This is a genomic window from Acidovorax sacchari (genome assembly GCF_042847045.1).
In the GTDB taxonomy this organism is placed as follows: domain Bacteria; phylum Pseudomonadota; class Gammaproteobacteria; order Burkholderiales; family Burkholderiaceae_C; genus Paracidovorax; species Paracidovorax sacchari.
In genome coordinates, this window is sequence record NZ_AP035783.1 from 697,471 (window position 1) to 723,184 (window position 25,714).

Here is a 25,714-nt window from a genome sequence, read left to right on the forward strand (position 1 = left end):
AGCACACCATGTCCTGCACCTGCCAAGACTCTCCTGCCTCCACCGGCTGCTGCGGCTCCGGTGCAGGTACCACGGCGGATGCCGCTATCGCCATCGATACCGTCCCCGGCTTCGATGTGGACCATCTCGGGCAAGGTCCCGGCTCGCCCGCGCCGGCCGTCCCGGGCCCCGTCGCTTCGGTGAACGGCATCGCACTGCACCGCGCCGACGATGCGCCCGATGCCGACCCGCTGCGCCAGCGCGCCTGCACCGAGCTGCTGCGCCAGGCGGCCCAGCGGGTCGGCCTGCTGGCCACGGACGATGCCCCCGCCGACGACGGCACCACCTCCGAAGCCGCGACCCAGGCCATCGAGGCGCTGCTGGAGCAGGCCCTCGCCGTGCCCGATCCGTCGGAAGACGCCTGCCGCCGCCACTACGAGGCCCATATCGCGCGTTATCGTGACGGCGAACGCGTGCACCTGCGGCACATCCTCTATGCCGTGACGCCGGGCGTGGATGTACAGCGCCTGCGCGAGCGCGCCGAGGCCGAGTTGCTGCAGCTGCGCTGCGCCCAAGATGGGGGCGAGGCCTTCGCGCGTGCCGCACGGCAGTGGTCCAACTGCCCCACGGGCGCGGAGGGTGGCGACCTGGGCTGGCTGGCGCGCGGCGACTGCGCGCCCGAGTTCGCGCGCGAGGTCTTCGGCGCCAGGGAAGTCGGCGTGCTGCCGCGCCTGGTTCACAGCCGCTTCGGCCTGCACGTGGTGGAGGTGGTGGCGCGCGACGCGGGCCGCCAGCGCGGCTACGGCGAGGTGCGCGAGGCCGTCGCGCTCGCGCTGCGCCAGCAGGCGTGGGTGAATGCACTGCGGCAGTACCTGCAGGTGCTCGCGGGCGAGGCCGCGCTGCAGGGCGTGGACCTGGACGGCGCCGGGACGCCGCTCGTGCAGTAGCTACCGCCAGCGCTTCCAGGACCTGGCGGCGCAGGGCCCTGCGTGCCCTGCGTCGAGCACGGCTGGCACGACGGGCAAGCCCTTTGCGCCGACGTTGACATAGCCCAGTGCGGCGACACGGCGCAGGAGTAGAAAGACGGTTTGGCCGTGTTCAGGAAACTGGAACCCATGCAACGCGATCCGATCGACTCCCTCGCGCCCGATGCGGCGCCCCGCCTGCCCGAGCAGCCCATCAGCCTCGACGTGCTGCGCGAAAAGTACCTCAAGCCCGGCGAGGCCGATGCCGAGACGCTCTACCGGCGCGTGGCCCGCGCCCTGGCATCGGTGGAGGCGCCGGAGGTGCGCGAGGCGATCGAGGCGCGTTTCCTCGCCAACCTGCGGGCCGGAGCGATCGGCGCGGGGCGCATCATGAGCGCGGCGGGCACCACCATCCAGGCCACGCTCATCAACTGCTTCGTGCAGCCCGTGGGCGACTGCATCCAGGGCATGGACGAGGGCGGCTACCCCGGCATCTACGAAGCGCTGCGCGAAGCCGCGGAAACCATGCGGCGCGGCGGCGGAGTGGGCTACGACTTCTCGCGCATCCGCCCGCGCGGCGCCGAGGTGAAGGGCACGGCCTCCATGGCTTCGGGGCCCTGCAGCTACATCAACGTCTTCGACCAGTCCTGCGCCACCGTGGAGAGCGCGGGCGCGCGCCGCGGCGCGCAGATGGGCGTGCTGCGCATCGACCACCCGGACGTGCTCGACTTCATCACCGCCAAGCGCACACCCGGCCGCTGGAACAACTTCAATGTCTCCGTCGGCGTGCCCGATGCCTTCGTGCAGGCCGTGCTGGACGATGCGCCGTGGGAGCTGGTGCATCCCGCGCGCCCCGGCGCCGCGCTGCGCGAAGAGGGCGCCCGCCAGCGCGCCGACGGCCAGTGGGTCTATCGCACGCTGCCCGCGCGCGAACTGTGGGACACGATCATGCGTTCGGCCTACGACTTCGCCGAGCCGGGCATCCTCTTCCTCGACCGCGTCAACACCGACAACAACCTGGCGTACTGCGAGAGCATCGCGGCCACGAATCCCTGCGTGACGGCAGACACGTGGGTAATGACGGATGCCGGCCCCGCGCAGGTGGCCGACCTCGTCGGCAGGCCCTTCAATGCCATCGTGAACGGGCGCCCCTTTCCCACGCTGAGCGCCGGCTTCTTCGCCACCGGACACAAGCCCGTGCTGCGGTTGCGCACCCGCCAGGGCCATGCTTTGCGGCTGACGGAAGACCATCTGGTGCGGCGCTTGGCGAAGCAGACCCGCTACGTGCGCGAGGTAGAGTGGATCGCCGCGGGCGCGCTGCAGCCTGGCGACGACATCGTGCTGAACGACCACCGCGCCCTTTCGGGCTGGAAGGGCGAGGGCACCGAGGCCGAGGGCTACCTGCTGGGCCTGCTGATCGGCGATGGCACCTTGAAGGTCGACAAGGCGGTGATCTCTGTCTGGATTGCAGAAGCGAAGGAAGACGAACGCCTTGTCGCCAATGGCGCGCCCGTCCCCTCCAGCGGCGCGCACGGCATCGTGAGGGCCGCCGAGGCTGCCGCAGCGACGCTTGTGCACCGGGCGGATTTCCGCGGCTTTCAGCGCACGGTGGCGCGCAGTGGCGGGGCCTGCGCGGAGCAGCGCATGGCCAGCGGTGCCGTGCGTGCGCTGGCGCTGCGCATGGGCATGCGCCCCGGCGCGAAAACCATCACCCCCGCCATGGAGCGCGCATCGTCCGCCTTCTCCATGGGACTGCTGCGCGGTCTCTTCGATACCGATGGCTCGGTACAGGGCCGCCAGGACAAGGGCGTGAGCGTGCGCCTTGCGCAGAGCGATGCGGAACTGCTCCAAGCCGTGCAGCGCATGCTGCTGCGGCTGGGCATCGCCTCCACGCTGTACCCGGACCGGCGCACGGCCGGGTTGCGCCTCCTGCCCGACGGGCGCGGCGGTCGGCAGCCCTGCGCCACACGGGCGCAGCACGAGCTCGTCGTGAGCGGCGACAACCTGCGCGTTTTCGCCGAACGCATCGGCTTCGAAGACGCGGACAAGGCTGTGCGGCTGGACGCGGCGCTCTCGGGATACCGGCGCGCCCTGAACCGTGAACTGTTTACCGCCACCGTGCAGGACGTGCTGCCGGACGGACACGAAGACGTCTACGACGTCACCGTGGCCGACTGCCATGCCTTCGACGCCAACGGCCTCTATGTGCACAACTGCGGCGAGCAACCGCTGCCTTCCTACGGCTGCTGCGACCTCGGCCCCATCATCCTGCCGCGCTTCGTGCGCCATCCCTTCGGGTTCGCCGGCGAGCCGGCCTTCGATTTCGATGCGTTCGCGGCCAGCGTGGCCACGCAGGTGCGCGCACTCGACAACGTGCTGGACGTCACCTTCTGGCCGCTGCCGCAGCAGCGGGCCGAGTCCGCGGCCAAGCGGCGCATCGGCGTGGGCTTCACGGGCCTGGGCAATACCCTTGCCATGCTGCGCCTGCGCTACGACACCGACGCCGGCCGCGCCATGGCCACGCGCATCGCCGAGTGCATGCGCGACGCCGCCTATGCCGCCTCCGTGGAGCTGGCGAAGGAGAAGGGCGTGTTCCCGGTGTTCGATGCCGCGGGCTACCTCGCGCCCGGCACCTTCGCGAGCCGCCTGCCCGCCGCATTGCGGGATGCCATCCGCACCCACGGCATCCGCAACAGCCACCTGCTGTCGATCGCTCCCACCGGCACAGTGAGCCTGGCCTTCGCGGACAACGCCTCCAACGGCATCGAGCCGCCGTTCTCCTGGACGTACACCCGCCGCAAGCGCGAAGCCGACGGCAGCACCAGCGAGTACGCGGTGGAGGACCACGCCTGGCGCCTCTACCGCGCGCTGGGCGGCGACATGGACGCGCTGCCCGACTACTTCGTGAGCGCGCTGCAGATGCCCGCGGCCGGGCACATCGCGATGATGGAGGCCGTGCAGCCCTTCATCGACACGGCCATCTCCAAGACCGTGAACGTGCCGGCCGACAACCCCTACGAGGATTTCAAGAACCTCTACCTGCACGCCTGGCGCGCGCGCCTCAAGGGCCTGGCCACCTACCGGCCCAATGCCATTCTGGGGGCCGTGCTGGAGGCGCCGGCCGCCGCGCCGCAGGGCGGCGACGCGACCGCCTCCGCGGCACCTGCGATGCCCGCCGCGGCGCCCGTGGACCCGATGCGCGCCGTGATCGAAAGCCGCCCCAAGGGCGCGCTCTCGGCCGTGGCCGAGAAGGTGGAGTACTGGACGCAGGAGGGCCGCAAGACGCTCTACCTGCTCGTCTCCTTCCTGCCCGTGCCCGACGGCCATGGCGGAACGCTGGACCGCGCGATCGAGTTCTTCATGCCGGTGGGGCAGAGCGGTGAATCGCAGCAGTGGATCACCTCCAGCATGCGCCTGCTCTCGCTGGCCGCGCGCGGCGGCTTCCTGGAGCGCGCGCTCAGCGACATGCGCAAGGTCGCCTGGGACCGCGGCCCCGTGCGCCTGGGCACCCACACCCGCCCCGACGGTGCCAGCGTGCCGCTCTGGCACGACTCGGAAGTGGCCGCCATCGCCTACGCCGTCCAGAACATCCTGGCCCAGCGCGCCGCCGCGCCCGCCGGGCCCATGCGCCAGCAGGAGCTGCCGCTGGACGCTCCCGCCGCGCCCACCGGCCTGCCGCCCGCGATGGCCGGCCGAAAGTGCCCCGAGTGCGGCGCGCATGCCGTCATCCGCAAGGATGGATGCGATTACTGCACGCAGTGCGGGCACCTGGGTAGCTGCGGGTAGGCCCGGGACAGGCGGTTTCGCTGCAGCGTCCCCGGCTTCGCATCGCGGCCGCCGCCCGGGCCGCTGCGGCGCTACAACCGGTCCATCTGCCGCGCCGCTTCCTGCCTTCCGGGCAGAGGCTGCCATCGCGTTGCGGCGTTGCACCGAGGACTCTCCATGCTACCGAACCACAGACACGTGGGCACGTCCCGCACCGGCCGGACGGCGGATCTTCCGCGTCCGGAATCCCCGGATCGCCATGGTCCCGAGGCGCGGCCTGCCGGGCGTGGGCCGATGCTCCAGGGGGACGGTGCGCTGGCCGGCCTGCGGCCTTCGCAGCGGTCCGGTGACTATCTCGGAGGGTATTCTTCCCCGCCGCGCCAGGCATCGCCGGTGTTCGGCAGGGATCCCGGACCGCCGCGCGCAGGCACCCACTGGACCGAGCTGCCCCCGGAGCCGATATCCCATTGGACCGACCAGCTGCACCAGGTGTTGCCGACCGCTTCCCTGGACCAATGGATCGCGAACCGCGAGGACCGGGCGATGGGCCGCCCCGCGCCCCCATCCGCTTTCCCGCAGCCGGCCTCCGCAGCTGCCGTACCGCATGCATGGCCTGAATCCCGGCCTGCGTCGCCGCCCATGGCGATGCCGGCACGCAGCGAGCCCCCGGCCGCACCTGCGCAGCACGAGGAGGAGTTTTCCTTCAGTGCCTGGGCGCAGCCGCCAGTTGGCCGCACCCAGCATGCCAGCGCATCCGCGCAAAGGCCGGAGCCGCTCGACACACCGGCGGCCTCCCATATCAGGAAGGCCACTACGACCACGAAGACCCCATCGGGGCAGGAAAAAATACGGATCGATTTCGGCAATGCCGTCGGCTCCATGAGCACCGAGCTGCAGGCTGAACTCCGGCGGGGCATGCGGCAGGCCTCCCCGGGGTCGACCCGGCTGCAGGGCGTTGACAAGCGCCTTGCAGATGCGTTCTCCAATGCGCTGAATGAGCTGGGCGCCGGCGGCCATCGCCTGCCGGCCAACCCGCTGGTGACGGAGAAGGCGATGCAACTGGCGTCCCGCAGCGTGGCGCGCGAAATACTCATGCCAGAGTTGGTGAATGCGCCCAGAGGCGCGGATATCGTTCTGGATTCCGGGTCGTGGACGGCTCCATCGTCGCCGCCCTCCACGTTCGAATCGCGTGCGGCGTCCGTGCTCACCCATCTCCGGGAAGGCGGGAGCAAGAATCCGGAAAGGCCCGATGCCCCGAGCATCAGCATGACAGCGGTCGCCGTCCTGGAGGACGAACTGCGGGAAGAACTGGAAAAAGCCACGCTGTCCGTCGTCGGGGGGCGGGTCCGTCTGGACGATGTCGATCCGCGCCTTGCCGAAGCGGTCGATAGCGCCCTGCAGGATGTGGCATCGCAGGGCTACGGACTTTCCAACCACCAAGCAGTGCTGGAACAGGCGAAGAGGAGGGCGGCCAAGACTCTGGCAAGAAGCCTGGTCGGGGAGCAATTGCGCAGAGAGGCGTCCGAGGCGGAGCGTGCCCATGCCGGTGCTTCCGTGCCGCTCGAGCAGCGGGCGGCCTCCACGATCAGGAAGGCACTGATGGCCCCTTCGGGGACGGACGGAAAAGCACGGCTGGATTACCCCAAGGCCATCGGTTCCTTGAGTGCGGACCTGCAGGCCGATCTCCGGCAGGGCATGCGGCAGGCCTCCCCGGGCTCGACCCGGTTGCAGGGCATCGACCGAAGGCTCGCAGATGCTTTCGCCGTTGCTCTGAAGGAAGAACTGGGCGTCGGCGGCAATCGCCTCCCGGCCAACCCCCTGGAGACGGAGAAGGCGCTGCAAATGGCGGCCACCACGGTGGCGCAGGAGCTGCTCATGGTTGGGCTGTTCCGTATGCCCGACGCCCCGGAGGTCGTCAAGTACAGCTCGCCGATGCGCCAGCCGCAGCCCCCGCTTGCTTCGCGCGCAGCGTCCTTGCTCGCCGGCATCCGGGAAGAGCGGAGCCGGAAAGCGGAGAGGCCCGATGCCTCGGTTGTCAACATGATTGCGGTCGCCGTCCTGGAGGAAGAACTGCGTAAAGACCTGGAGAAGGCCACGCTGTCTTTCTCCGGGAGGCAGGTCCGTCTGGACGATGTCGATCCGCGCCTTGCCGAAGCGGTCGATAGCGCCGTGCAGGAGGAGGCATTGCAGGGCTACGGACTTTCCAACCACGATGCGGTCCTGCAGCAGGCGAAGAGGAAGGCGACCAAGCAACTGGCAAAGAGTCTGGTCGGGGAGCAATTGCGGAAAGAGGCGTCCGAGTCGCGGCAACGCCCAGCCAGGGCCGAGCCACCGCCCGCGGAGTTCTCCTTCAACGCCTGGCTGCCGCCGGGCTCCTCCAGCACGCGCCGTTCCTGAGCAGGGGCTTGCCGGTCCATGCCCCCGCGCCATGGACCTGGGGGCCACTCATACCGATGCCGAGTGGCACACCGCCTCGATGTTGTGCCCGTCCGGGTCGCGCACGAAGGCGCCGTAGTAGTTCGGGTGGTAGTGGGGTCGCAGGCCCGGGGCCCCGTTGTCGGTGCCACCCGCCGCCAGGGCCGCGGCATGGAAGGCATCCACTGCTGCGCGGGTGCCGGCGCGAAAGGCTATGTGGATGGCCGGCCGGTTGGGGCCGCCGCTACTGATCCAGAAGTCGGTCTTGGGCGGCTCGCCGAAGCCGGCCATGTCGTGGCTGCCCGTCAGGGCCGCGCTCACTTCCATCAGCAACTGGTAGCCCAGGGGCGCGAGCGCCTGGGTGTAGAACGCCTTGCTTTTTTCGTAGTCGGTGACGGCGATGCCGGTGTGGTCGATCATCTTGGCTCCTCCTTGCCTGTGGTTGAACGCAGCCCGAGCCGGGCCAGCTTCTTGATGAGTCCCATGCGCGAGATGCCCAGGCGCCGCGCAGCCTCCGACTGGTTGCCGCCGGTGGCCTGCAAGGCTTCCTGCAGCATGCGGGTTTCCAGGGACTGGATGGCCGCATCGAGCGCACCCGGCGCTGTGCCCGTGTCGTGATCCGCTTGTCCGGTTGCCGGCGGTTCCGGAAGCTCGGCCGTTTCCCCGCTTGCGAAGCGTAGCAGGCCTGTATCGACGCAGCTCGATCCGGGTGCGATCAGTGCGGCGGCCGATTCGACGACCGCGCGCAGTTGCCTCACATTGCCGGGCCAGTGCGCGGTAGCGAGCCAGGCCTGCGCATCGGGGGTGAAAAAAGCTCCTGGTGTGGCGCGGTGCAGGAAGTGTGCGGCCAGCAGGGGCACATCGGCTTGGCGCTCGGCCAACGCGGGCAGGCGCAGCACCACTCCCTTGAGCCGGTAGAAAAGATCTTCCCGGAAGTGGCCTTCGCGCGCCATTGCCTCCAGATCGCGGTGCGTGGCCGAGATCACGCGCACATCCGCACACCGCATTTCCCGGCCGCCCACGGGCAGGAACGTGCCTTCCTGCAGGAATCTGAGCAGCTTCACCTGCATCGGCGGCGGCATTTCGCCCACTTCGTCGAGGAACAGCGTGCCGCCGTGCGCAGTCTCCAGCAATCCCGGCTGGTCGCGGTAGGCTCCCGTGAAACTGCCCTTGAGGTGGCCGAACAGCTCGCTCTCCAGCAGTTCGGCTGACAGTGCGCCGCAGTGGATCACCGCCAGCGGCCCCCCGCTGCGCGCGCTGCACTGGTGCAGCGCCCGTGCCACGAGTTCCTTGCCCGTGCCGGTGGGCCCGAGCACCATCACATTCACCGAGGTGCCGGCCACGCGCCGCACGATCGCGCGCAACTGCTGCGCGGCCTGTGTCTGGCCCACGATGCCCATGTCCTCGCCGGGCGATGCGCCGGCACGCAGCGTGCGCAACTCGGCATCCAGGCGGGCCTTGTGCATGGCGCGTGAAACGACGAACCGAAGCATGTCCGGATCGATGGGCTTGGTGAGGAAATCCCAGGCCCCGTGCTCCGCAGCCTGCAGCGCCAAGGCCCGCTCGCCGTGGCCGCTCACCACCACGACTACCGCATTGGCGAAGCGCGGGATGAGCGCCAGCCCGGCCTGCGGGTCCATGCGGGGCGGCATGGCCAGGTCCAGCAGTACCACATGTGCAGGGTCGGCATCGAAGGCGCGCAGCGCCTCGTCGGCATCGCTTGCCACGCTGACACGGTGCCCCAGTTCGCGCAGGAAGGAACTGCCCAGCCGCTGGTAGGAAGGCTCGTCATCCACGAGAAGCACGTGGCCGATGGCAGGGCGGTTGGTCATGCGGAGGCTGGAAAGGTGAGTGTGAAACAGGTGGTCCAGGGCGCGCGCTCGGCGAGTGTGACCGAGCCGCCGTGGGCCGCCATGATGCGCGCCACGATCGCCAGGCCCAGGCCGGTCCCACCGGGGCTGCGGGACGCAAAGGGCTCGAAGATGCGTTCGCGCAGGTCCGGCGGCACCCCGGGGCCGTCGTCGCAGACATGCACCAGCACGCCCGCGGGCGTACGCTCCGCATCGACGTGCACCCGCTGGCCCGAGGCCGCGGTGCGCGCGTTTGCCAGCAGGTTGGTGATGGCCTGGTCCACCCGCGCGGGGTCCGCCACGGCGGGCAGCGGTTGCGCCAGTCCGGGGCCACGCTCCACATCCGGCAGGTGTCGCAGCGCATCGCGCAGGCAGGGGCTCAGGTCCATGGGCTCGGGGCGGATCTGCCAGGGGCGGGCATAGTCGAGCAGGTCGTCCGCCAGGCGGGCGATGCGGGCGATTTGCGCCTGGATTTCCTGCCGGGGCTCGGGCGCGGCGAACGCTGCCGCCATGGCGATGATGTTGAGCGGATTGCGCACGTCGTGCGCGACGCTTGCGGCCAGCGCACCCAGTTCTGCCAGGCGGGCCTGGGTCTGCCGCTCGCGCTCGCGCTGCCCTGCGGCAGCGGCCCGTTCCACCTGCCCCGCAGCGTCGGCCAGCACGCTGCCAAACAATTCGGCGAGGTGCCGGGGCCCGGGAGGTGCCTGCTCGAAGCCGCGCAGGTCCGTGTGCCAGCTGCCCAACTGGTCGCGCGTGCAGACCAGTTCCGGGCCGGGCGGATCGGCGGCTGCCGCAGGAAGTGCTTCGACGCGCACCTGCACCGCGAGTCCCATGCGGCCGGACAGCAGGGCGGTTGCCTGCTGCGCCAGTTGCGCCAGGGAATCGGCGGAGGACAACCTGTGACGCCACGCCTGTAGATCGTCGGCCGTGGGCGTGCCGCCGGGATAGACGATGCGTTCGGCCAGACGGCGCACCGGGCCTCCCAGCGAAAGGCAGACTGCAGCGACCACGGCCGCCGTGACCCAGCGCGATTCGAGCGGTAGCAGCAGTGACAGCGGGACGGCCAGCAAGCCCAGGCCGGTCAGCAGCGCCCAGGCCAGCGCCCTGCGCGCCCAGGCGTTGGCCACGAAGACGCGGTAGCGCAGGATTCCGTATACGAGGATCACCGGATAGGCCGGGAAGGCCAGCACCTGCCATGGATACTGCGCGATGCCCAACGCGGCGAACCCATAGCCCGAAATGCACATCAGCCCCCAGCCACACGACAGCGCCACCGCGGCGATCTGGCGGCGATGGGCTGGAGACGGGCTGCGCCAGAACGCACGCGCCAGCAGCAGCAGCCCCCCTGCGGCCAAGCCCGCCCACACGAGGCTGGTGGTCCAGCCTATGCGGTTCGGAACCACCACCCACTGCACGCCCGTGAATGCCGGGAAATGCACGAACGTGCCGGGCGAGCGGTAGAGGGAAATCGCCACCGCCGCCGCCGCGGCCCCGTAGGCCGCCGCCAGCAGTCCGCGCGAAGGGCGCCAGCCCGTAAAGAGGGCGCAGAAGTGCAGGAAGGCCGCGGATGTGAGGGGAACGGTGGCCAGCAGTGCCAGCGCCCATGGAGCCGAGGCGGTGCCAGCCCAGTTCGGCAGTTCATTGCCGACGATCCAGGTGCCGACTCCCAGAAGGAACACGGCCAGCAATCGAGCTCCTTCCACTTGGCGCGCCCAGACGAGAAGCGCCGCTGACAGCGCCAGCGTCTCGATCAGGGCCAGGGCGAGGACGGTATGGATGACCATCGCCGGACTGTAAACGCAGTGGACACCCCTGCCGGAACGGCCTGTCTACTGCGTTGGCAGGTTGGTAGGAAAATCCTTTTGAATCAATGGTTTGTGATCTGGTACGCGGCGTGCAGACAGGCAGGGCATGGACACCGCCGCTTCCCACCCCTCCGCCACCGCACCGCGGCCAGCCGCCGCGCTCGATCTTTCGTCCCTGCTGGGGCCTGCCGGGTGGGCCCGGCTCGCCCCCGCCATCCGCCGCCGCTTCGCCGCAGGCCACGCCGCCACCGTCTACGAGGGGATGATGGAACTGAAGTGCTCGCCTGCGGGGCGCTGCTTTGCCTGGCTGGCAGCCTGCTTGCGCAGCCCGCTGTCGCCGCTGTGCCGGTCCGGCGTGCCTGTGCAGGTGCGCGTGTATGGCGACGGGCTCGGCGGCGTGGTGTGGGAGCGGCATTTGCGCATTCCGGGCCGGCGCGTCCACGTCGTGCGTTCCACGAAGTCGGCCGGTACCGGCGGTGGGCTGCAGGAGCGCACCGATGGCGGCCTGTCGATGGCGCTGGACCTGCGCGAGGAGGACGGGGCGCTGGTGTTCTCCAGTCGCCGCTACTTCCTCGCCCTCGGCCCGCTGCGCATTCCCGTTCCGGCCGCGCTGACACCCGGCACTTGCCGGGTCGAGCACCGCGACCTGGGCGCGGGGCGATTCGTTTTCACCCTGGAAATGCACCACCCGCTGTGGGGGTGCACCTTCCGCCAGACCGGCGTATTCGCCGACCCCGAGGAGCTTCTGCCATGACGGCCATCTTCATCATTCTTACCGTGCAGGCCCTGATGGGGGCCTTCGACAACCTCTGGCACCACGAATGGCAGGCCCGCCTGCCGCAACGCGCTTCCGCGCGCCACGAACTGCTGCTGCATGCACTGCGCGAAGCGATCTACGGATTGCTCTTCCTGGGATTTGCCTGGGTGCGGTGGCAGGGATGGTGGGTGCTGCTGCCCTCGGCCCTGCTTGCTGTGGAGGTCGTCATCACGGCGGCGGATTTTCTGGAGGAGGACCGCAGCCGGCGCCTTCCGCCCGCCGAGCGCGTGCTGCACACCCTACTGGCCGTGAGCTACGGCGTCCTGGTGGGCGCGGTCGCTCCCATGTTCGCCGCACTGGCGGCGCTGCCCACCGGCGTGGCCGTGGAAGGGCACGGCGCGTGGTCCGTATTCTTCACTCTGGGCGGGGCCGTGGTGTTGGCCTGGAGCCTGCGCAATGCGATCGCCGTCGTCCGGCTGCGTGGCGTGGCGCAGGCCGATGCTGCATCTGCGGCGTCCCGGCACGGGCCTGCGGTACTGGTGGCCGGTGGCACTGGCTTCATCGGCTCCGCCCTGGTGCGCAGGCTGCAGCGGGAAGGCCGCCGCGTGATCGTGCATACGCGCGATCCGTTGCAGGCGCGGGCGGCCTTCGGGTCGGGCGTGTGGGCCGTAGACCGGCTGGACGATATCCCGCCGGAAACCGCCATTGGTGCCTTGGTGAACCTGGCCGGCGCCCCCATCCTGGGCCTGCCCTGGACACGCCGGCGTCGCGAGCGCCTGGTCGGCAGCCGCGTGGAGGCGACCCGAGCGCTGCTGGCCCTCGCCGAGCGCCTGGAGCGGCGTCCTGAGGTGCTGGTCAGCGCATCCGCCGTGGGCTTCTACGGCCTGCCGGAAGGCAGCATATTCCTTCGGGAGGACCAGGGACCAGAGCCTGGACGCTTCCAGTCTGACCTGTGCGCGCAGGTCGAGCTGGAGGCTGGCCGTGCCAGTGCGCTGGGAATGCGCGTGGTCTGCCTGCGGTTGGGTATCGTGCTGGGATCGGATGGCGGCGCCTACCCTGCTCAGGCCCTGGCCGCGCGCTGGGGACTGGGATCGGTGCTCGGCCACGGGCGCCAGCCCGTGCCGTGGATCCACCTTGACGATGCCGTGGGGCTCTTTCTGCATGCCTGCACGCAGCCTCGGTTGTCGGGCGCCGTGAACGCGGTCGCCCCGGGAGCCCTGGACCAGCAGGCGTTCGCGCGGGCCCTGGCGGCTTCCTTCGGCAGGACGGTGCGCATGCGCATCCCCGCGTGGCCCTTGCGTCTGGCGTTGGGCGAGATGTCGGAGTTGCTGCTGTGCGGGCAGCGGGTACTGCCCGTCCGGGCCGCCGCGAGCGGCTACGCCTTCAGGCACCCAACGCAGGAAGGGGCGCTGGCATCGCTGGCCCGGCCAGGCGCACAGGCGGATGCGATGCCGCGGCCGGTGGCCCATGTTGATGGTGCGAGCGGCCGGTCCGCGGCTCGGGGGGACAATGCCGGAACACCCCGGTCTTCCCCCGCCGCCCGATGATCCGCTCGTCCGTCCCCTTCCCATCCCGGCCTTCCGGCGCTGCCGATATTGCGGTTCCCGGCCTGCGCAGCCCCGCCGCCGGATTCGACCAGCCCTTCGAGATGCTGCACGCCTGCCACGAACGCGTGCAGCGCACGCTGGGGCTGCTGGAGCGCCTGCGTGCCCACCTGCGTGTGCAGGGCTGCGATGCGCAGGCCCGCGAGGCCGCGCGCGACGTGCTGCGCTACTTCGACATCGCCGCGCCGCTGCACCACGAGGATGAGGAACTGCACGTGTTTCCGCCGCTGCTGGCGCAGGGGACTGCCCCGGTGGTGGAGCTCGTGCGGGAACTGCAGCGCGAACATGCCGCCATGGCGCGGCTGTGGTCGCAGGCGCGCATGCCGCTGGCCGCCATGGCCGGCGGGGAGCCCGCGGCGCTGCCCTGGTCGCCGGAGCAGGAGCGGGTGCTGGACGACTTCGCCAGCCTGTATGCCGGGCATATCGACCGCGAGGAAGCGGTGGCCTACCCGGCGGCTCAGCGGCTGCTGCAGGAGGCTGCGCTGGGTGGCATGGGGCAGGAGATGGCGCGGCGACGGGGCGCAGCGTAGTCCACGGCATTCTCCTCGAGCCTTGGGCGCTGGCATCGCCTTAGGCGCTGGATTTCCTCAAGGCGGACCGGGATCAATCGCGTGCGAGAGATAGGAACGCCGGGGGCACCGAGGCGGTCAGCCAAACACCGTTCTCCACTTGGTGGAACACGTGCCCGCCCGCATGCAGGCGCTGCGCCGCGATCCGCAGGACCACGGGCTCGCCGTGGCGGCGGCCCACCTCCATGGCGGTTGCCTGATCGCTGGAGAGATGCACGTGGTGGCGTCCTGCCGGGACCAGACCCTGTGCCTGGATGCTGGGCAGGAAGCGGGTGGCGGTCCCGTGGAACAGCCATTCGGGGGGATGCACTGCTTGCAGTTGCCGCTGCACCTGCATGGACGAATGGCCCTGGATGGCACGGATGAACAGCCCGTCTTCCGACATCTCGTAACGGCGCTTGGCTCCTGCATGGACTGCCTGCAGCACGTTGCCCGGGTCCAGGCGGTGCCCCGCAGCCCGAGCCTGCTCGACCAGGCAGGAGACCCGTGTCCAGCCTTCAGGATCGAGTTGGAGTCCGATCGATTCGGGCTTGTGGCGCAGGATGAAGGCAAGCAGCTTGCTGGTGTTTTCCGTTTCGGAATCCATGTCAGCTCCACTGTGGCAGGGAAAGATCGGTGCGCCACTGTTCCGCGTGGGTCAGCAAGCTGTCGCGCAGCCGCGAGGTGGCTGGGTCCAGCCGCTGCCCTTTGCGGTGGAAGACATGGTAGGTCAGAGGAGGATAGCCCTTGAGCGGAATGGCCACTGTCCCGCGCGGGGCCGGGCAAAAGGCATTGACGACTGCCAGACCCAGGCCCCAGGCCGCGAACTGCATCATCAGGCCCCAGCTGTTGGTCTCCACCGCAACGTGCCACCGGATGCCCTTGGCTTCCAGTAGCTGACCGAGCAGTTCCCGATGCGGGCGCCCGGCGTGCGGAACGACCAGGAACTGATCCCGCAGGTCCTTGAGCGACATGAAGCGCTGCAGAGCCAGGGGATGGCTGCGCGGCACGATGAGCACCTGGCCCACCGAGGTCAGTGGTTGGCTGTCGAGGGCGCTCGCCATTTCGCCGAGCGGTGCCACGCCCAACTGTGCTTCTCCGTGTTCCACCGAAGCAATGGCGCGTTCCCGATTCCCAGTCAACAACTTCAGTGCCATCGCTTTCGACGATGAACGGAAGTGGGTAAGCGCCTTCCCGATCAAGTGCAGGTATGCACCGTCGCCCGCCACCAGTGACACCGCATCCGTGCCTGCAGCCCCCGACATGCCCTGTATGAACCGTTGGTTGAAGGCGAGCAGCTCCCGTGCGTGGCGGGCCACTTCCAACCCCTCTGCCGTGAGCTTGAGCTGGCGTCCCTGCCGCACGTAGAGCGGCACGCGCAATTGCTCGCTCAGCTTCCTGAGTTTCGCGTGCAGCGCGGGCTGGCTGATGTGCAGCTGCCTGGCGGATTCGCTGAGGTTCAACGTATTGGCAAAGACGGCGAAGGACTGCAATGCGTCGAGATGGGTGGTAGGTACCAGCGACATCTATCCATTTTATGGATAGTCCATAAGAACATAGTAGTTCTGGGTGAACGATCAGCTCTCTAGCATTCGAAGCATTGAATCAAGGAGTCTATGGATATGGAATCGAATCTCTCTTCACCCAGACTGGGCATCGACATCGGACGAGTGATCATCGCGCCGGATGGCAACGATGGCGCCGACACCTCATTCATCGGAGGTTCACTGGACGACGCGCTGGCAACGCCTCCCTACGAAGGCATGTTCGAGCATGTACCGGCACTGGTCGAGCGCTTCGGCGGGAGTGTCTGGCTGGTGTCCAAGGCGGGCATTCGCGTTCAGGACAAGACGCTGCGCTGGCTGGAGCACCACCGCTTTCATGAGCGCACGGGCATTGCTCCGGAGAATGTGCGATTCTGCAGGCAGCGGCCGGAGAAGGCGCACCATTGCCGCGACCTGGGCATCACGCATTTCATCGACGACCGGGCGGACGTGCTGCTCCACCTGGAAGGTGTGGTGGCGCACCGCTTCCTTTTCGGGCCGCAGCGCGCGCGAACGCAGGGAGAGCAGTGGCGTGAGGCTGGTACCTGGGCGATCGCCTCCCGGGAAGTGCTGGCTACGCTGGCGCCAGTGCAATAAAAAAACGCACCCGCTGTGGGTGCGTTTTCTCGTGGCTTACATACATGGAGCGGCCGGGTGGCGCGCCGTACCGCAGGGAGGCAACCCTGCGGGTCAGTGCACCACCACCGGATTCTGCGCCAGCCCCACGTACCCGTCGAGCGTGTCGTCCACCTCTTCCTGGGTGGGCGTGTCGCGCTGCCAAGCCAGGATCTGCTGCTGGAACATCTCGGCCCAGGAGCCGTCGAGGTACACCTCCTTGCCGGAGCGCTTGTCCACGATCTCGAAGCCGTGGCGCACCAGTTGGTGCACGGGCGGCACGCCGGCGGGTGCCTCGGCCTCGCTGGTGTCGGGCTGCATGTGGACCACCACGAAGGAGTCGGAGTCGTAGAGCATGTGCATGGTGTTCCCCTGTCGGTCAAACAATCGTTTACTTGGGTCAGATGGCCACCCGGGTCCCGAAGTTCAAGACCCCCGGAAACCCGTCCTTGCATACGCCGTGCCAGCCCTCCCGGACCGGAGCCCGGACGGCGCGCCCGAAGCGGATGCGTGAACCCAGTATTTCATGAAAAGCCCGGCCGTACAGGCTGGAGGGCGAAGTCACGCCACCGTCCCACGAAGCTGTGGGTGAAACCGCACACCGCGCTGGCATGGCCGCCTGCCCGCTCGCAGAGGGCGGCCCACCCGTTCAGGGGCTGCCTTTGCCCGACAGCTGCAGGTCCACGTAGTCGCCATTGCCCTTGGTGAGCCGGATGCGGGCGGGCAGGAAGCCCAGCGAGGGGGCCAGCCACAGTTCCGCCTTCTCGTCGGCATCGCGGCGCGGCAGGCGTTCCAGCTTCAGCGCCGGGGTGGGGCCTGTCGGCAGGTCGAGCGTCTCGGTGCCTTCGATGGTGAAGGTCCAGCGGTCGGCATTGCGGGCCCCCACGGTGGTGAAGGTGATGCGGGTACCGTCGGGATAGCGCTCGGGCGCGGCCGCCAGCAGGGCGCCGAGCTGGATGAACACGCTCAGCCGGTCTTGCGCGCCCGCGGCGATGGCGGCCGGGGCGGTGCCCCCGCTGAAGGTGGCGCGGCCCGCGCCGAAGTCGAAATCCGCCGTCTGCTCCTTGCGGGCCTGGTCGCCGAAGCGCCTGGGCTGCAGGCCTGCGGGCGTGACCACGCCGCTGCTGGTCTGCGAGCGCGAGCCGAGCAGGAAGGCCTTGGCCTCTTGCCGGGCCTCGTAGCTTGCACCGTCGTGGCGCCACACGAGCGTGGCGCTGGCCCGGTAGGCGAACTTCTTCACCTCTCCGCTCACGTCGAACGCGAGGCGCAGCGAAGGCGGCAACTGCACGGGTGGCGGCTTGGCGCTGGCATCAATAGCAGGCCCGTTCGGAGGGCGGATCTCCACGCCTGCAGTGCGGGTGTCGGCGGGATCGCTGGCGTCGGCAGCGGGTGCCGGGGCTGCGGCCGTGGCGCTGGAGGCCGCGGAGGCCGGGGGGGATGAGGGGGCGCTGGCCAGGGCTGCGGCGGCCTGCGCGGCGGTCCGCGCCGCCTGGGCCGCATCCATGGCCGTGTCCGCCGCTTCCGCGGGGGACGAGGGGGCAGGCTCCGCCATCGGCGGCGCGGACGGCGCCTCGCCTGCACCGGCAAGGGCGGGCGGGGTGGGGGGCATGGCCTCCTCGGCGGGCGAGGCCGCGGGCTCGGGAGCCGCTGCCGGCGGCGCGGGGCGCGGTTTGCGGACCTTCGCCGGCCTGGGCGGTGGTGGGGGGGATGGCGCAACCGGTTGCGCCGCAGGCGGTTCCGGCGCGGGGGCGGGTTCCGGAACCGGTGGGGCCGGCGGGGGCGCCAGCATGCGCGTGTGGAAGGCCAGTTCTTCGGGCCGGCTCGCGTCCGTGCCGCCGGTCCAGCGCGGCAGGCCGAACAGCACGAGTGCATGCAGGGCGGCCACCAGGGCGGTGAGTGCCGCCAGGACGCGGCGCGGCATCAGCGGCGGCCCCCGCGGCGCCAGGCAGCGGCCACGCTCATGCCTGCCCGTAGCCCAGGTCGGCCGAGAGCCGGCCCGCCATGGCGCGCAGCGGCGCGTCGATGGCGCCGCCCCATTGCGGATCGAACGTGGCGACGGAGCCCAGCGTGGTGATGCCCAGCGCCAGGTGGCCGTCCGCGTCGAACACCGGAGCGCAGAAGGCCACGATGCCCGGCAGCAGCGTATCGACCACGCGGGCGGAGCCGCGCTGGCGCACTTCCTCCAGCATGGGCTGCAGGGCCTCGGGCGTGGCGGGGATGTCCTTGCGGCCGCGCCGGGCGGCCTCGGCCAGCTCCTCGGCGATCAGCCCGGCCGTCACGTCGGGCGCCAGGTGCGCGGCGAAACAGCGGCCGGTGGCGGACGACAGCAGCGGCATCACGTCGCCCAGCCGCAGGTTGGCGGTGACCGACTGGTGCGATTCCTCCCAGTGGACGATGGTCGGCCCCCGGTTGCCCCAGACGGCCAGGGCCAGGGTCTGCTGGATGTCTTCCATGAGGGCCGGCAGGCGCTCGCGGGCGAGCCGCACCGGGTCCAGCCGGGCCAGGGAGGCCAGGCCCAGCTTCAGGGCCGCCGGGCCCAGGTCGTAGCGGGCGGTGCGCGGATCCTGTGCGACGAGGCCCATGCGCTGGAAGCTCACGAGGTAGCGGTGCGCCTTGGCTGCGCTCATGCCGGCGGCGGCGGCGAGGTCCTTGAGCATCAGCGGGCCCCGGCTGCGCGTCAGGCCCTCCAGCAGCGAGAAGCCCACCTCCACCGATTGAATGCCCGCCCTTTCCTTGTCCATCTGCAATAGAATTCCCGGAGTTTTGTTTAGTTAAATCAATTTAACCATTCGTAATTTGTGTCAGGCAGCGTGCCGGCGCGCTGCGGAGACAACGAGGTCTGAGCCCCCATGAAACTCGCCACCTACAAAGATGGTTCCCGCGACGGCCAGCTGGTCGTCGTTTCCCGCGACCTGGGCACGGCCCATTATGCGACCGGCATCGCGAGCCGCCTGCAGCAGGTGCTCGACGACTGGGGCTTCCTCGCCCCGCAGCTGCAGGACCTCTACGAGCAGCTCAACGCCGGCCGCGCGCCGCATGCCTTCCCCTTCGAGCCCGAGCGCTGCATGGCCCCGCTGCCTCGCGCCTACCAGTGGGCGGACGGCTCGGCATACATCAACCACGTGGAGCTGGTGCGCAAGGCCCGCAATGCCGAGGTGCCCGAGAGCTTCTACACCGATCCGCTCATGTACCAGGGCGGCAGCGACGACTTCCTGGGCCCCTGCGACGACGTGGTGGTGCCCAGCGAGGCCATGGGCATCGATTTCGAGGCCGAGATCGCGGTGGTGACCGGCGACGTGAAGATGGGTGCCACGCCCGAGCAGGCGCTCGACGGCATCCGGCTGGTGATGCTGGCCAACGACGTTTCCCTGCGCAACCTGATCCCGGCCGAGCTGGCCAAGGGCTTCGGCTTCTTCCAGTCCAAGCCCGCCACCGCCTTCAGCCCCGTGGCCGTCACGCTGGACGAACTGGGCGACGCCTGGGAAGGCGGCCGCCTGCACCTCACGCTGCAGTCCACCTGGAACGGCCGCAAGGTCGGCATGTGCGATGCCGGCCCGGAGATGACCTTCCATTTCGGGCAGCTGATCGCCCACATCTGCAAGACCCGCAACGTGCGCGCCGGCTCCATCGTGGGCAGCGGCACGGTCAGCAATCGTGGCGTGGAGCAGGGCGGCCGCATGGAGTGGCCCAGGGGCTACAGCTGCATCGCCGAGAAGCGCTGCATCGAGACCATCCAGGACGGCAAGCCCTCGACCGAGTTCATGCAATTCGGCGACACCATCCGCATCGAGATGAAGAACAAGGCCGGACAGAGCCTGTTCGGCGCCATCGACCAGGCGATCGCCAGCCCCGCCGCCTGACGCCATGAGCCTGCCCGCCGCCTTGCGCCGGCTGGCCGCCGCCGGGCTGTTCTGCCTGGCGTGGCCGGCCATGGTCCCGGCGCAGCCCGCTCCGGCACCCGTGCCTGCGCCTGCACCCGCCGCCCTGCCGGCGTCCGCACCCGCTTCCGCGCCGGCCTCCGCCGCCCGCCCCGCCGCTTCCGTGCCCGCACCGGCCCATGCCGTCCGGCGGGCCGACTGCCCCCCGCTGCCCAGGCCGCTCGATCCCGCCGGCATTCCCCAGGCGCTGCAAAAGGCCCGCGACCGCGGGCTGCTGTGGCGCGTGGAAAAAGACGGACGCACGAGCTGGCTCTACGGCACGGTGCATGCCGCCCGGCGCGGCTGGATGCTGCCCGGCCCCACGGTGATGGCCGCCGTCCGCGCCAGCGACCGCGTGGCGCTGGAGATGGACCTGCTGGACCCCACGGTGATGCAAAAGCTGCAGGCCGCCCTGCGCAAGCCGGCGGACGCCCCGCCGCTGCCGCCCGACCTGGAGCGCCGCCTGGCCGCGCAGCGCGATGCCGCCTGCGCCGATCCCTCCATGCTGGAGATGCGGCCCGAGCTGCAGGTGTCGTCGCTGGTGGTGATGTCCGCGCGGCGCGAAGGCTTCGATCCGGCCTATGGCATCGATTTCGTGCTGGCCGGGCTGGCCCGCGGGCTGCACAAGCCCGTGCTGTCGCTGGAGTCGGTCGATCTGCAGGTGCGGGTGCTGGCGTCCGACGACCCGAAGGAGACCGCCGCCGCCGTCGCCTCCGGGCTCGACCAGCTGGAGAACCATTCCGCGCGCGACACCCTCACCACGCTCGCCACGGCCTGGTCCGGCGGCCGTGCCAACCTGCTGGAAACCTACGGCCAGTGGTGCGGCTGCCAGCGCACCCCCGAAGAGCGCCAGTCTTTCGAGCAGCTGGTGGCGGACCGCAACCCGGGCATGGCGCGCGCCATCGTGGCCGAGCACCGCGCGGGCTACAGCGTGTTCGCGGCCGTGGGCGCGCTGCACATGGTGGGCCCCCAGGGCCTGCCGACCCTGCTGGCCCGCGAGGGCTTCCGGGTCGAGCGCGTGGAATGGCCTGCCCGGCCCTGATTTTTACGACGACAACAGGAGACAACCATGCACCGCAGAACCCTGCTGGGGAGCGCCGCCGCCGCGGCCGCCCTGGCCGTCCAGCCCTGGGCGCGTGCCCAGAACGACTACCCGGCCCAGCCCATCCGCTGGGTCGTGCCCTATCCGCCCGGCGGCGGCACCGACGTGCTCGCGCGCACCGTGGCCGAGGCACTGCGCACCCCGCTGGGCCAGCAGATCGTGGTGGACAACCGCCCCGGTGCCTCCACCAACATCGGCGCGCAGATCGTCGCCACTGCCAGGCCGGACGGCTACACGCTGATGTCGGCCGACAATGCCCTGCTGGCCTACAACGAGCACCTGTTCAGCAAGCTGCCGTTCAGCCCGGAAAAAGACTTCACCTACATCGGCGGCCTCTCGCGCTTCCCGCTCGCGCTGGTGGTGCACCCGGGCTTCGAGGCGCGCACCTTCCAGGAATTCCTGGCCTATGCGCGTGCCAACCCCGGCAAGCTCAACTACGCATCGCCCGGCAACGGATCGCCCCACCACCTGGCGATGGAGATGTTCAAGAACCGCACCAAGACCTTCCTCACCCACATCCCCTACCGCGGCGCGGCGCCAGCGCTGCAGGACGTGATGGGCGGCCAGGTGCCGTGCATGTTCCTGGACCTCGCCGCCGGCCTGCCGGTGATCCAGTCGGGCAAGGTGCGCGCGCTCGCCATCGGCTCGGGCCGCCGCGCCGCGCGCCTGCCCCAGGTGCCCACGCTGGCCGAAGTGGGCGTGCCCGATGCCGAGGTCTATGCCTTCCAGGGCGTGCTCGGCCCCGCGGGCCTGCCCCCTGCCGTCGTCGCCCGCCTGAACGGCGAGATCAACAAGGCCCTGGCCACGCCCACCGTTGTCCAGCGCATGCAGGATTTCGGGATGGAGGCGCTGCCCGGCACCCCCGAGCAGTTCCGCGCGATGGCACGCGCCGAGGCGAAACGCTGGGGGCCGATCATCCAGGCGGCCGGCGTGAAGCTGGACTGAGCGGCTGCGCAGCCGCGCTGTAGGCCGGCGCCGCGAACTCGGCGCCATGGGCGCGCGGGCAGGAGGGATTGCGCTACGGTGGAACGTTGGATTTCCCCACTCGACGAAAGCGACATCCCATGGCCCGCATCCTGATGGTTCTCACGTCCCACGACCGCCTCGGCGACACCGGCAAGAAGACCGGCTTCTGGCTCGAGGAATTCGCCGCGCCCTACTATGTGTTCAAGGACGCGGGCGCGGAGATCACCCTCGCATCCCCCCAGGGCGGCCAGCCGCCGCTGGATCCCAAGAGCGACGACGAGAGCGCCCAGACCGACGCCACGCGCCGCTTCAAGGCCGATGCCGAGGCGCAGCAGCAACTGGCCACCACCATGCCGCTCGCCAGCGTGCGCGCGGGAGATTTCGATGCCGTGTTCTACCCCGGCGGCCACGGCCCGCTGTGGGACCTGGCCGAAGACGCGCAATCCATCGCGCTGATCGAGAAGACCTTCGCCGCGAAGACGCCGCTGGCCCTGGTCTGCCACGCACCCGGCGTGCTGCGCCACGCCAAGGCGCCGGGCGGCGAGCCGCTGGTGAAGGGCCGCAAGGTGACGGGCTTCACCAACAGCGAGGAAGAGGGAGTGCAGCTCACGCAGGTGGTGCCGTTCCTGGTGGAGGACATGCTCAAGGCGAACGGCGGACTGTACGGGAAGGGTGCGGACTGGGCGCCGTTCGTGCTGGAGGACGGGCAGTTGGTGACGGGGCAGAATCCGGCGTCATCGGAGCCGGCGGCGAAGGCGCTGCTGCAGTTGCTGGGGTGAGCCCCACCATGGGGTGAACTGGTGGCGGGATACATGGCCTCACGGTCGCGGCAGCCCTTAGTGAAGGCGGTCAGACCGGTGTAGTGCCTTGAATTCTTTTGCCGCGGGATGACCGGGGTCATGGCCGTCGGTGCGCCTGATGGCAGGCCTGCTGTTCGCGGACGCCAGCAACGCTTCGCGCCGACCTCAATACCGAGGCTGAGAGGCCCAGTAGCTGTTGCTGCCGTTGTAGACGGCCCAGCCGGTATTGGAGTTACTGGGCTTGGGGTAAGCCTCGAGAAAGTAGTTGTAGCCGAAAGCCAACAAGGACGCATCAGGCAGCGTGGTTTTCAGCTGCGCCTCTCGGTAGTCCGGTTGCATGAACAGGTTGTAGAAACCGTATACGCGACGCGATGCGAACAGCGTGGCAAGGCGGTTGTAAGCGTTGCTGGTTAGCGCGACGATGCCATCACCCGTGCCTATACCGAGATACTGCATGGGGCCGATCCCGAGCGCTGCATTGGTAAGCGCGTCCAGCAAGACGACATTAGGCGAGCCCGAAGTGCTGTCCACGAGCAATGTGAAGGCGTGAACCGACGCGAAGACTGCATTTGCGTGCGGCGAGGTGTAGTTAAGCGAGACGCCTGCAGGCACAATCGGAAGGCCCCACGCCACGCCGAGAACGCGCATCAGTTCACGATACTCGCTGCAATCTCCCACCGTCAGGCTGAGCATGGCGCGGAGTTCGTCGGAAAGTGTGAGCTGGTTGGTCAGAAGCAGACCCCCGGTTTCCACGAGCTTTTCAAAATAACGGCTCGTCCCATAGATGTAATACGCATGCGCGAGGTTTTGAAGCATCAGGCCTTTGTAAGCCGCGTCGCTAAGTCCCGGATAGGCCGAAGCCAAGGCGGGCCGGACCCCTTTGTATAAGGTGTCCAGTTGCGATGTCACAGCGGTCAGGAAAGCCTGACCGGTTAGGCCTTGAGCAGTCCAGGTTTGCGCCCAGCCTCGCAGGACACCGTTGAAGTTGTTCTGGAAAAAAGTCTGTTGTGCTTGGGTATTGAATGACACAGCATTTGCCTGCTGCGATCCTCCCAGGTCATCGAAGATGACCTTCTTGTTCGCGTCGGGATCCCACTTGATACCGGTCGCGGCAAATGCTGATGACGGCGTCCAGGGGGCGTTGTACTGATCGAGCAATGGATCAGCGTGAGCCGAAATCAGGAACATTCCAGGAATCAATGCGGCAAGGATGGTCTTTTTCATATCTTGATCAAAAGTACGACCGAATAGTTGTATTTGGATCAAATTTAGCAGAGTTATCCCGCCTGTTGTTGAGATATGGTTTGCGGACGAGTTCAAGCGGTACGCCGTGATGCTGGTAGAGCGGCGTGGAGTGCTGGTCACGCACATTGCGGGGGGCCCCGGCATTAGTCACAGCGTGCTGCTGCTGCGGCCCAGGCCCGCAGCGTGGACGACGGTCTTCGCCCCAAGCGTCTTGAACACGGCCGGCAATCGCCAAGTCAGCGAGTAATGGTAGGAGTGTTGCCTCCGCGTGGGTGTTGTCCAGGAGTCCGTGAATCCGTGCGAGACGCCTGCGCAAGAAATGTGGCTGGGAGCCGGTCCCGGTCCAGCAGGCGTTGGCCACCCTCAGTGACGCCGCCCCGGCCGCCATTCACTCACGAGCACTGCCAGCACCACCAGCATCCCGCCAAACCATGCCAATGCAGGAAGCCGCTCGCCGACGAGCCGTCCGATGGCGGCGCCCCATATCGGTTCACAGGCGTAAATGAGCGTGGCCCTGGTGGGCGAGACTTCGCGCTGCGCCCAGTTCATAACCAGTTGGATGAGCACGCTGGTAACGCCCAGGCCGCCCACGCAAGCCAGCCCAACCCACGAGAACGTCGGAATCTCCTCGTTCGCCGCGGGCATCGCCGCGAAAGCCAGCACGCTTGCGGAGATCAGCTGGACCACGGTCACCCGCCTGAGATCGACGCGCCCGGCGTACCTGCCGATGAGCACGATCTCTGCAGCGATGGCCAGCGCCCCCAGGAATGTGAGCAGCTCACCCATCCCCGGCGCCAGGGTGTCCAGCGGATCCACGCCGCTCAGCAGGAGCAAGCCGGACAGGGCCAGGGCCACGCCGATCCACGCCATGGGATGGGGGGCGTTGCGCATCAACAGCCACTGGAACAACGGGACCGCCGGCACATACAGCGCGGTGATGAACGCCGACTGGCTGATGGTGATGAACTTCAACCCGCAGGTCTGCAGGCTGTAGCCCAGGAAGATGGTCATGCCAATGGCGCATCCGCCCTTCATTTCAAGCCAGGTCAGCTGCCGCATGCATCCTCGAAAGACCAGCAGGCTGATGGCCCCCGCCACGGCGAAACGCAGCCCGACAAAGAACATCGGGCCGCTGTGCGCCAGCCCGATGTGGATGACGAGAAACGCTGCGCCCCACACCATGGTGATGAGCAGCAAGGCCACTTCCTGGCGCCGCAGGGAGCATCGATGAGACAATGTGTGCAACATACTGCACATCATCATATGAGCAATATATTGCACAGTCAAACGACTGACGGGAACGTACTCGCCTTCGTGAGCGAGAACCTGCGCCGCCTGAGAGCGGAGGCGGGCTTGAGCCAATTGGCACTCGCTGAAGCGGCGGGATTGAGCCGCCGGATGATTTCCAGCCTGGAGGCCGGGGATACGAACATCAGCCTGGCCAGCCTGGATCGTCTGGCTGCGGCACTCGGCGTCGGGTTCGTCGCGCTGGTCAGTGATCCCTCGGCCAGGAGCCAGCGGGTCGATGCCCTGGCCTGGAAGGGGAAAAGCAAGGACAGCCGCGGTGTGCTCCTGGGCTATGTCCCCGCAACCCAGGAGGCCCAGCTGTGGTCATGGGCCCTTGCGCCTGGAGAGACCTACCACGGACAGGCCGACCCCGCCGGATGGCACGAGATGGTCTTCGTGGTGGTGGGCACGCTGACACTCCGGTTCGAACACGAGGTGGTCACGGTGGCTGCCGGGGACTATTGCATCTACAGCAGCGCCCAGGACTATGTGTGCGAGAACGCCGGGGCTGAAACGCTGCGGTTCGTGAAGAACGTGGTTTGCTGACTGG

At 69.0% G+C, this 25,714-nt stretch carries 22 protein-coding genes; 12 read left to right on the forward strand and 10 right to left on the reverse strand.

Features of this window, described 5'->3' with window-relative positions:
- The first annotated feature begins 8 nt into the window (after nt 1–8).
- The 3 genes from ACGHC0_RS03285 to ACGHC0_RS03295 all read left to right on the forward strand — a co-directional run bounded on the left by ACGHC0_RS03285 (nt 9) and on the right by ACGHC0_RS03295 (nt 7,106).
- On the forward strand, nt 9–926 hold the full coding sequence (locus tag ACGHC0_RS03285) for a peptidylprolyl isomerase (protein WP_415267410.1): 918 nt from the start codon (nt 9–11) through the stop codon (nt 924–926).
- Nucleotides 927–1,094: 168 nt separating this feature from the next.
- Complete coding sequence (locus ACGHC0_RS03290; RefSeq protein WP_415267411.1) at nt 1,095–4,730, forward strand: LAGLIDADG family homing endonuclease; 3,636 nt, start codon at nt 1,095–1,097, stop codon at nt 4,728–4,730.
- Between the two features lie 618 nt (nt 4,731–5,348).
- On the forward strand, nt 5,349–7,106 hold the full coding sequence (locus ACGHC0_RS03295; protein ID WP_415267412.1) for a hypothetical protein: 1,758 nt from the start codon (nt 5,349–5,351) through the stop codon (nt 7,104–7,106).
- 48 nt (nt 7,107–7,154) lie between these two features.
- On the opposite strand, the gene ACGHC0_RS03300 is transcribed toward ACGHC0_RS03295, so the two are convergent.
- The 3 genes from ACGHC0_RS03300 to ACGHC0_RS03310 are packed head-to-tail and all read right to left on the reverse strand — an operon-like array spanning nt 7,155 to nt 10,758.
- Entirely contained in the window at nt 7,155–7,544 is a 390-nt protein-coding gene (locus ACGHC0_RS03300; protein ID WP_415267413.1) for a VOC family protein, read from the reverse strand.
- Nucleotides 7,541–8,956: a sigma-54-dependent transcriptional regulator gene (locus ACGHC0_RS03305; RefSeq protein WP_415267414.1), complete on the reverse strand. Its 1,416-nt coding sequence runs from the start codon at nt 8,954–8,956 to the stop codon at nt 7,541–7,543. Before ACGHC0_RS03305 ends, ACGHC0_RS03300 begins: the two co-directional genes overlap by 4 nt.
- On the reverse strand, nt 8,953–10,758 hold the full coding sequence (locus tag ACGHC0_RS03310) for a sensor histidine kinase (RefSeq protein WP_415267415.1): 1,806 nt from the start codon (nt 10,756–10,758) through the stop codon (nt 8,953–8,955). The genes ACGHC0_RS03305 and ACGHC0_RS03310 overlap by 4 nt, the downstream gene beginning before the upstream one ends.
- A 127-nt stretch (nt 10,759–10,885) precedes the next feature.
- Here ACGHC0_RS03310 and ACGHC0_RS03315 point away from each other — a divergent pair, with 127 nt between their 5' ends.
- From ACGHC0_RS03315 to ACGHC0_RS03325, 3 genes are read left to right on the forward strand one after another with little or no spacing between them, the layout of a single operon-like run.
- Nucleotides 10,886–11,533: a DUF4166 domain-containing protein gene (locus ACGHC0_RS03315; RefSeq protein ID WP_415267416.1), complete on the forward strand. Its 648-nt coding sequence runs from the start codon at nt 10,886–10,888 to the stop codon at nt 11,531–11,533.
- Nucleotides 11,530–13,083, forward strand: a complete 1,554-nt coding sequence (locus ACGHC0_RS03320) for a TIGR01777 family oxidoreductase (protein WP_415267417.1) — start codon at nt 11,530–11,532, stop codon at nt 13,081–13,083. Before ACGHC0_RS03315 ends, ACGHC0_RS03320 begins: the two co-directional genes overlap by 4 nt.
- Complete coding sequence (locus tag ACGHC0_RS03325) at nt 13,080–13,670, forward strand: hemerythrin domain-containing protein (RefSeq protein WP_415267418.1); 591 nt, start codon at nt 13,080–13,082, stop codon at nt 13,668–13,670. Before ACGHC0_RS03320 ends, ACGHC0_RS03325 begins: the two co-directional genes overlap by 4 nt.
- 73 nt (nt 13,671–13,743) lie before the next feature.
- Here the strand turns inward: ACGHC0_RS03325 and ACGHC0_RS03330 are convergent, their stop codons facing one another.
- Together ACGHC0_RS03330 and ACGHC0_RS03335 are read right to left on the reverse strand one after the other, a co-directional pair.
- Entirely contained in the window at nt 13,744–14,295 is a 552-nt protein-coding gene (locus ACGHC0_RS03330; RefSeq protein ID WP_415267419.1) for an RNA 2'-phosphotransferase, read from the reverse strand.
- Nucleotide 14,296: 1 nt separating this feature from the next.
- Nucleotides 14,297–15,214: a LysR family transcriptional regulator gene (locus ACGHC0_RS03335; RefSeq protein ID WP_415267420.1), complete on the reverse strand. Its 918-nt coding sequence runs from the start codon at nt 15,212–15,214 to the stop codon at nt 14,297–14,299.
- Between the two features lie 96 nt (nt 15,215–15,310).
- On the opposite strand from ACGHC0_RS03335, the gene ACGHC0_RS03340 reads away from it, so the two are divergent.
- A complete protein-coding gene (locus tag ACGHC0_RS03340; protein ID WP_415267421.1) occupies nt 15,311–15,829 on the forward strand; it encodes a hypothetical protein in 519 nt (172 codons plus the stop codon).
- Nucleotides 15,830–15,922: 93 nt separating this feature from the next.
- Here the strand turns inward: ACGHC0_RS03340 and ACGHC0_RS03345 are convergent, their stop codons facing one another.
- The 3 genes from ACGHC0_RS03345 to ACGHC0_RS03355 all read right to left on the reverse strand — a co-directional run bounded on the left by ACGHC0_RS03345 (nt 15,923) and on the right by ACGHC0_RS03355 (nt 18,588).
- Entirely contained in the window at nt 15,923–16,210 is a 288-nt protein-coding gene (locus ACGHC0_RS03345; RefSeq protein ID WP_107132115.1) for a DUF3567 domain-containing protein, read from the reverse strand.
- 286 nt (nt 16,211–16,496) lie between these two features.
- On the reverse strand, nt 16,497–17,768 hold the full coding sequence (locus ACGHC0_RS03350) for a DUF3108 domain-containing protein (protein WP_415267422.1): 1,272 nt from the start codon (nt 17,766–17,768) through the stop codon (nt 16,497–16,499).
- A 37-nt stretch (nt 17,769–17,805) separates the two neighbouring features.
- Nucleotides 17,806–18,588 (reverse strand): IclR family transcriptional regulator, encoded by a 783-nt coding sequence (locus tag ACGHC0_RS03355; RefSeq protein ID WP_019700212.1) that lies wholly within the window; start codon nt 18,586–18,588, stop codon nt 17,806–17,808.
- 108 nt (nt 18,589–18,696) lie between these two features.
- Here ACGHC0_RS03355 and ACGHC0_RS03360 point away from each other — a divergent pair, with 108 nt between their 5' ends.
- The 4 genes from ACGHC0_RS03360 to ACGHC0_RS03375 all read left to right on the forward strand — a co-directional run bounded on the left by ACGHC0_RS03360 (nt 18,697) and on the right by ACGHC0_RS03375 (nt 22,611).
- Complete coding sequence (locus tag ACGHC0_RS03360; RefSeq protein ID WP_368353980.1) at nt 18,697–19,707, forward strand: fumarylacetoacetate hydrolase family protein; 1,011 nt, start codon at nt 18,697–18,699, stop codon at nt 19,705–19,707.
- Between the two features lie 4 nt (nt 19,708–19,711).
- Nucleotides 19,712–20,806, forward strand: a complete 1,095-nt coding sequence (locus tag ACGHC0_RS03365; protein WP_415267423.1) for a TraB/GumN family protein — start codon at nt 19,712–19,714, stop codon at nt 20,804–20,806.
- A 27-nt stretch (nt 20,807–20,833) separates the two neighbouring features.
- Nucleotides 20,834–21,811, forward strand: a complete 978-nt coding sequence (locus ACGHC0_RS03370; protein ID WP_415267424.1) for a Bug family tripartite tricarboxylate transporter substrate binding protein — start codon at nt 20,834–20,836, stop codon at nt 21,809–21,811.
- 119 nt (nt 21,812–21,930) lie between these two features.
- Nucleotides 21,931–22,611, forward strand: coding sequence for a type 1 glutamine amidotransferase domain-containing protein (locus ACGHC0_RS03375; protein ID WP_415267425.1), 681 nt, complete (start codon nt 21,931–21,933; stop codon nt 22,609–22,611).
- A gap of 186 nt (nt 22,612–22,797) precedes the next feature.
- Here the strand turns inward: ACGHC0_RS03375 and ACGHC0_RS03380 are convergent, their stop codons facing one another.
- Together ACGHC0_RS03380 and ACGHC0_RS03385 are read right to left on the reverse strand one after the other, a co-directional pair.
- Nucleotides 22,798–23,856 (reverse strand): hypothetical protein, encoded by a 1,059-nt coding sequence (locus tag ACGHC0_RS03380; RefSeq protein WP_415267426.1) that lies wholly within the window; start codon nt 23,854–23,856, stop codon nt 22,798–22,800.
- A gap of 384 nt (nt 23,857–24,240) precedes the next feature.
- On the reverse strand, nt 24,241–25,125 hold the full coding sequence (locus ACGHC0_RS03385; RefSeq protein WP_415267427.1) for a DMT family transporter: 885 nt from the start codon (nt 25,123–25,125) through the stop codon (nt 24,241–24,243).
- Between the two features lie 15 nt (nt 25,126–25,140).
- On the opposite strand from ACGHC0_RS03385, the gene ACGHC0_RS03390 reads away from it, so the two are divergent.
- Nucleotides 25,141–25,710 carry a helix-turn-helix domain-containing protein gene (locus tag ACGHC0_RS03390; protein WP_415267428.1) on the forward strand — a complete coding sequence of 190 codons (570 nt, stop codon included), beginning with the start codon at nt 25,141–25,143 and terminating at the stop codon, nt 25,708–25,710.
- Nucleotides 25,711–25,714 lie beyond the last annotated feature (4 nt).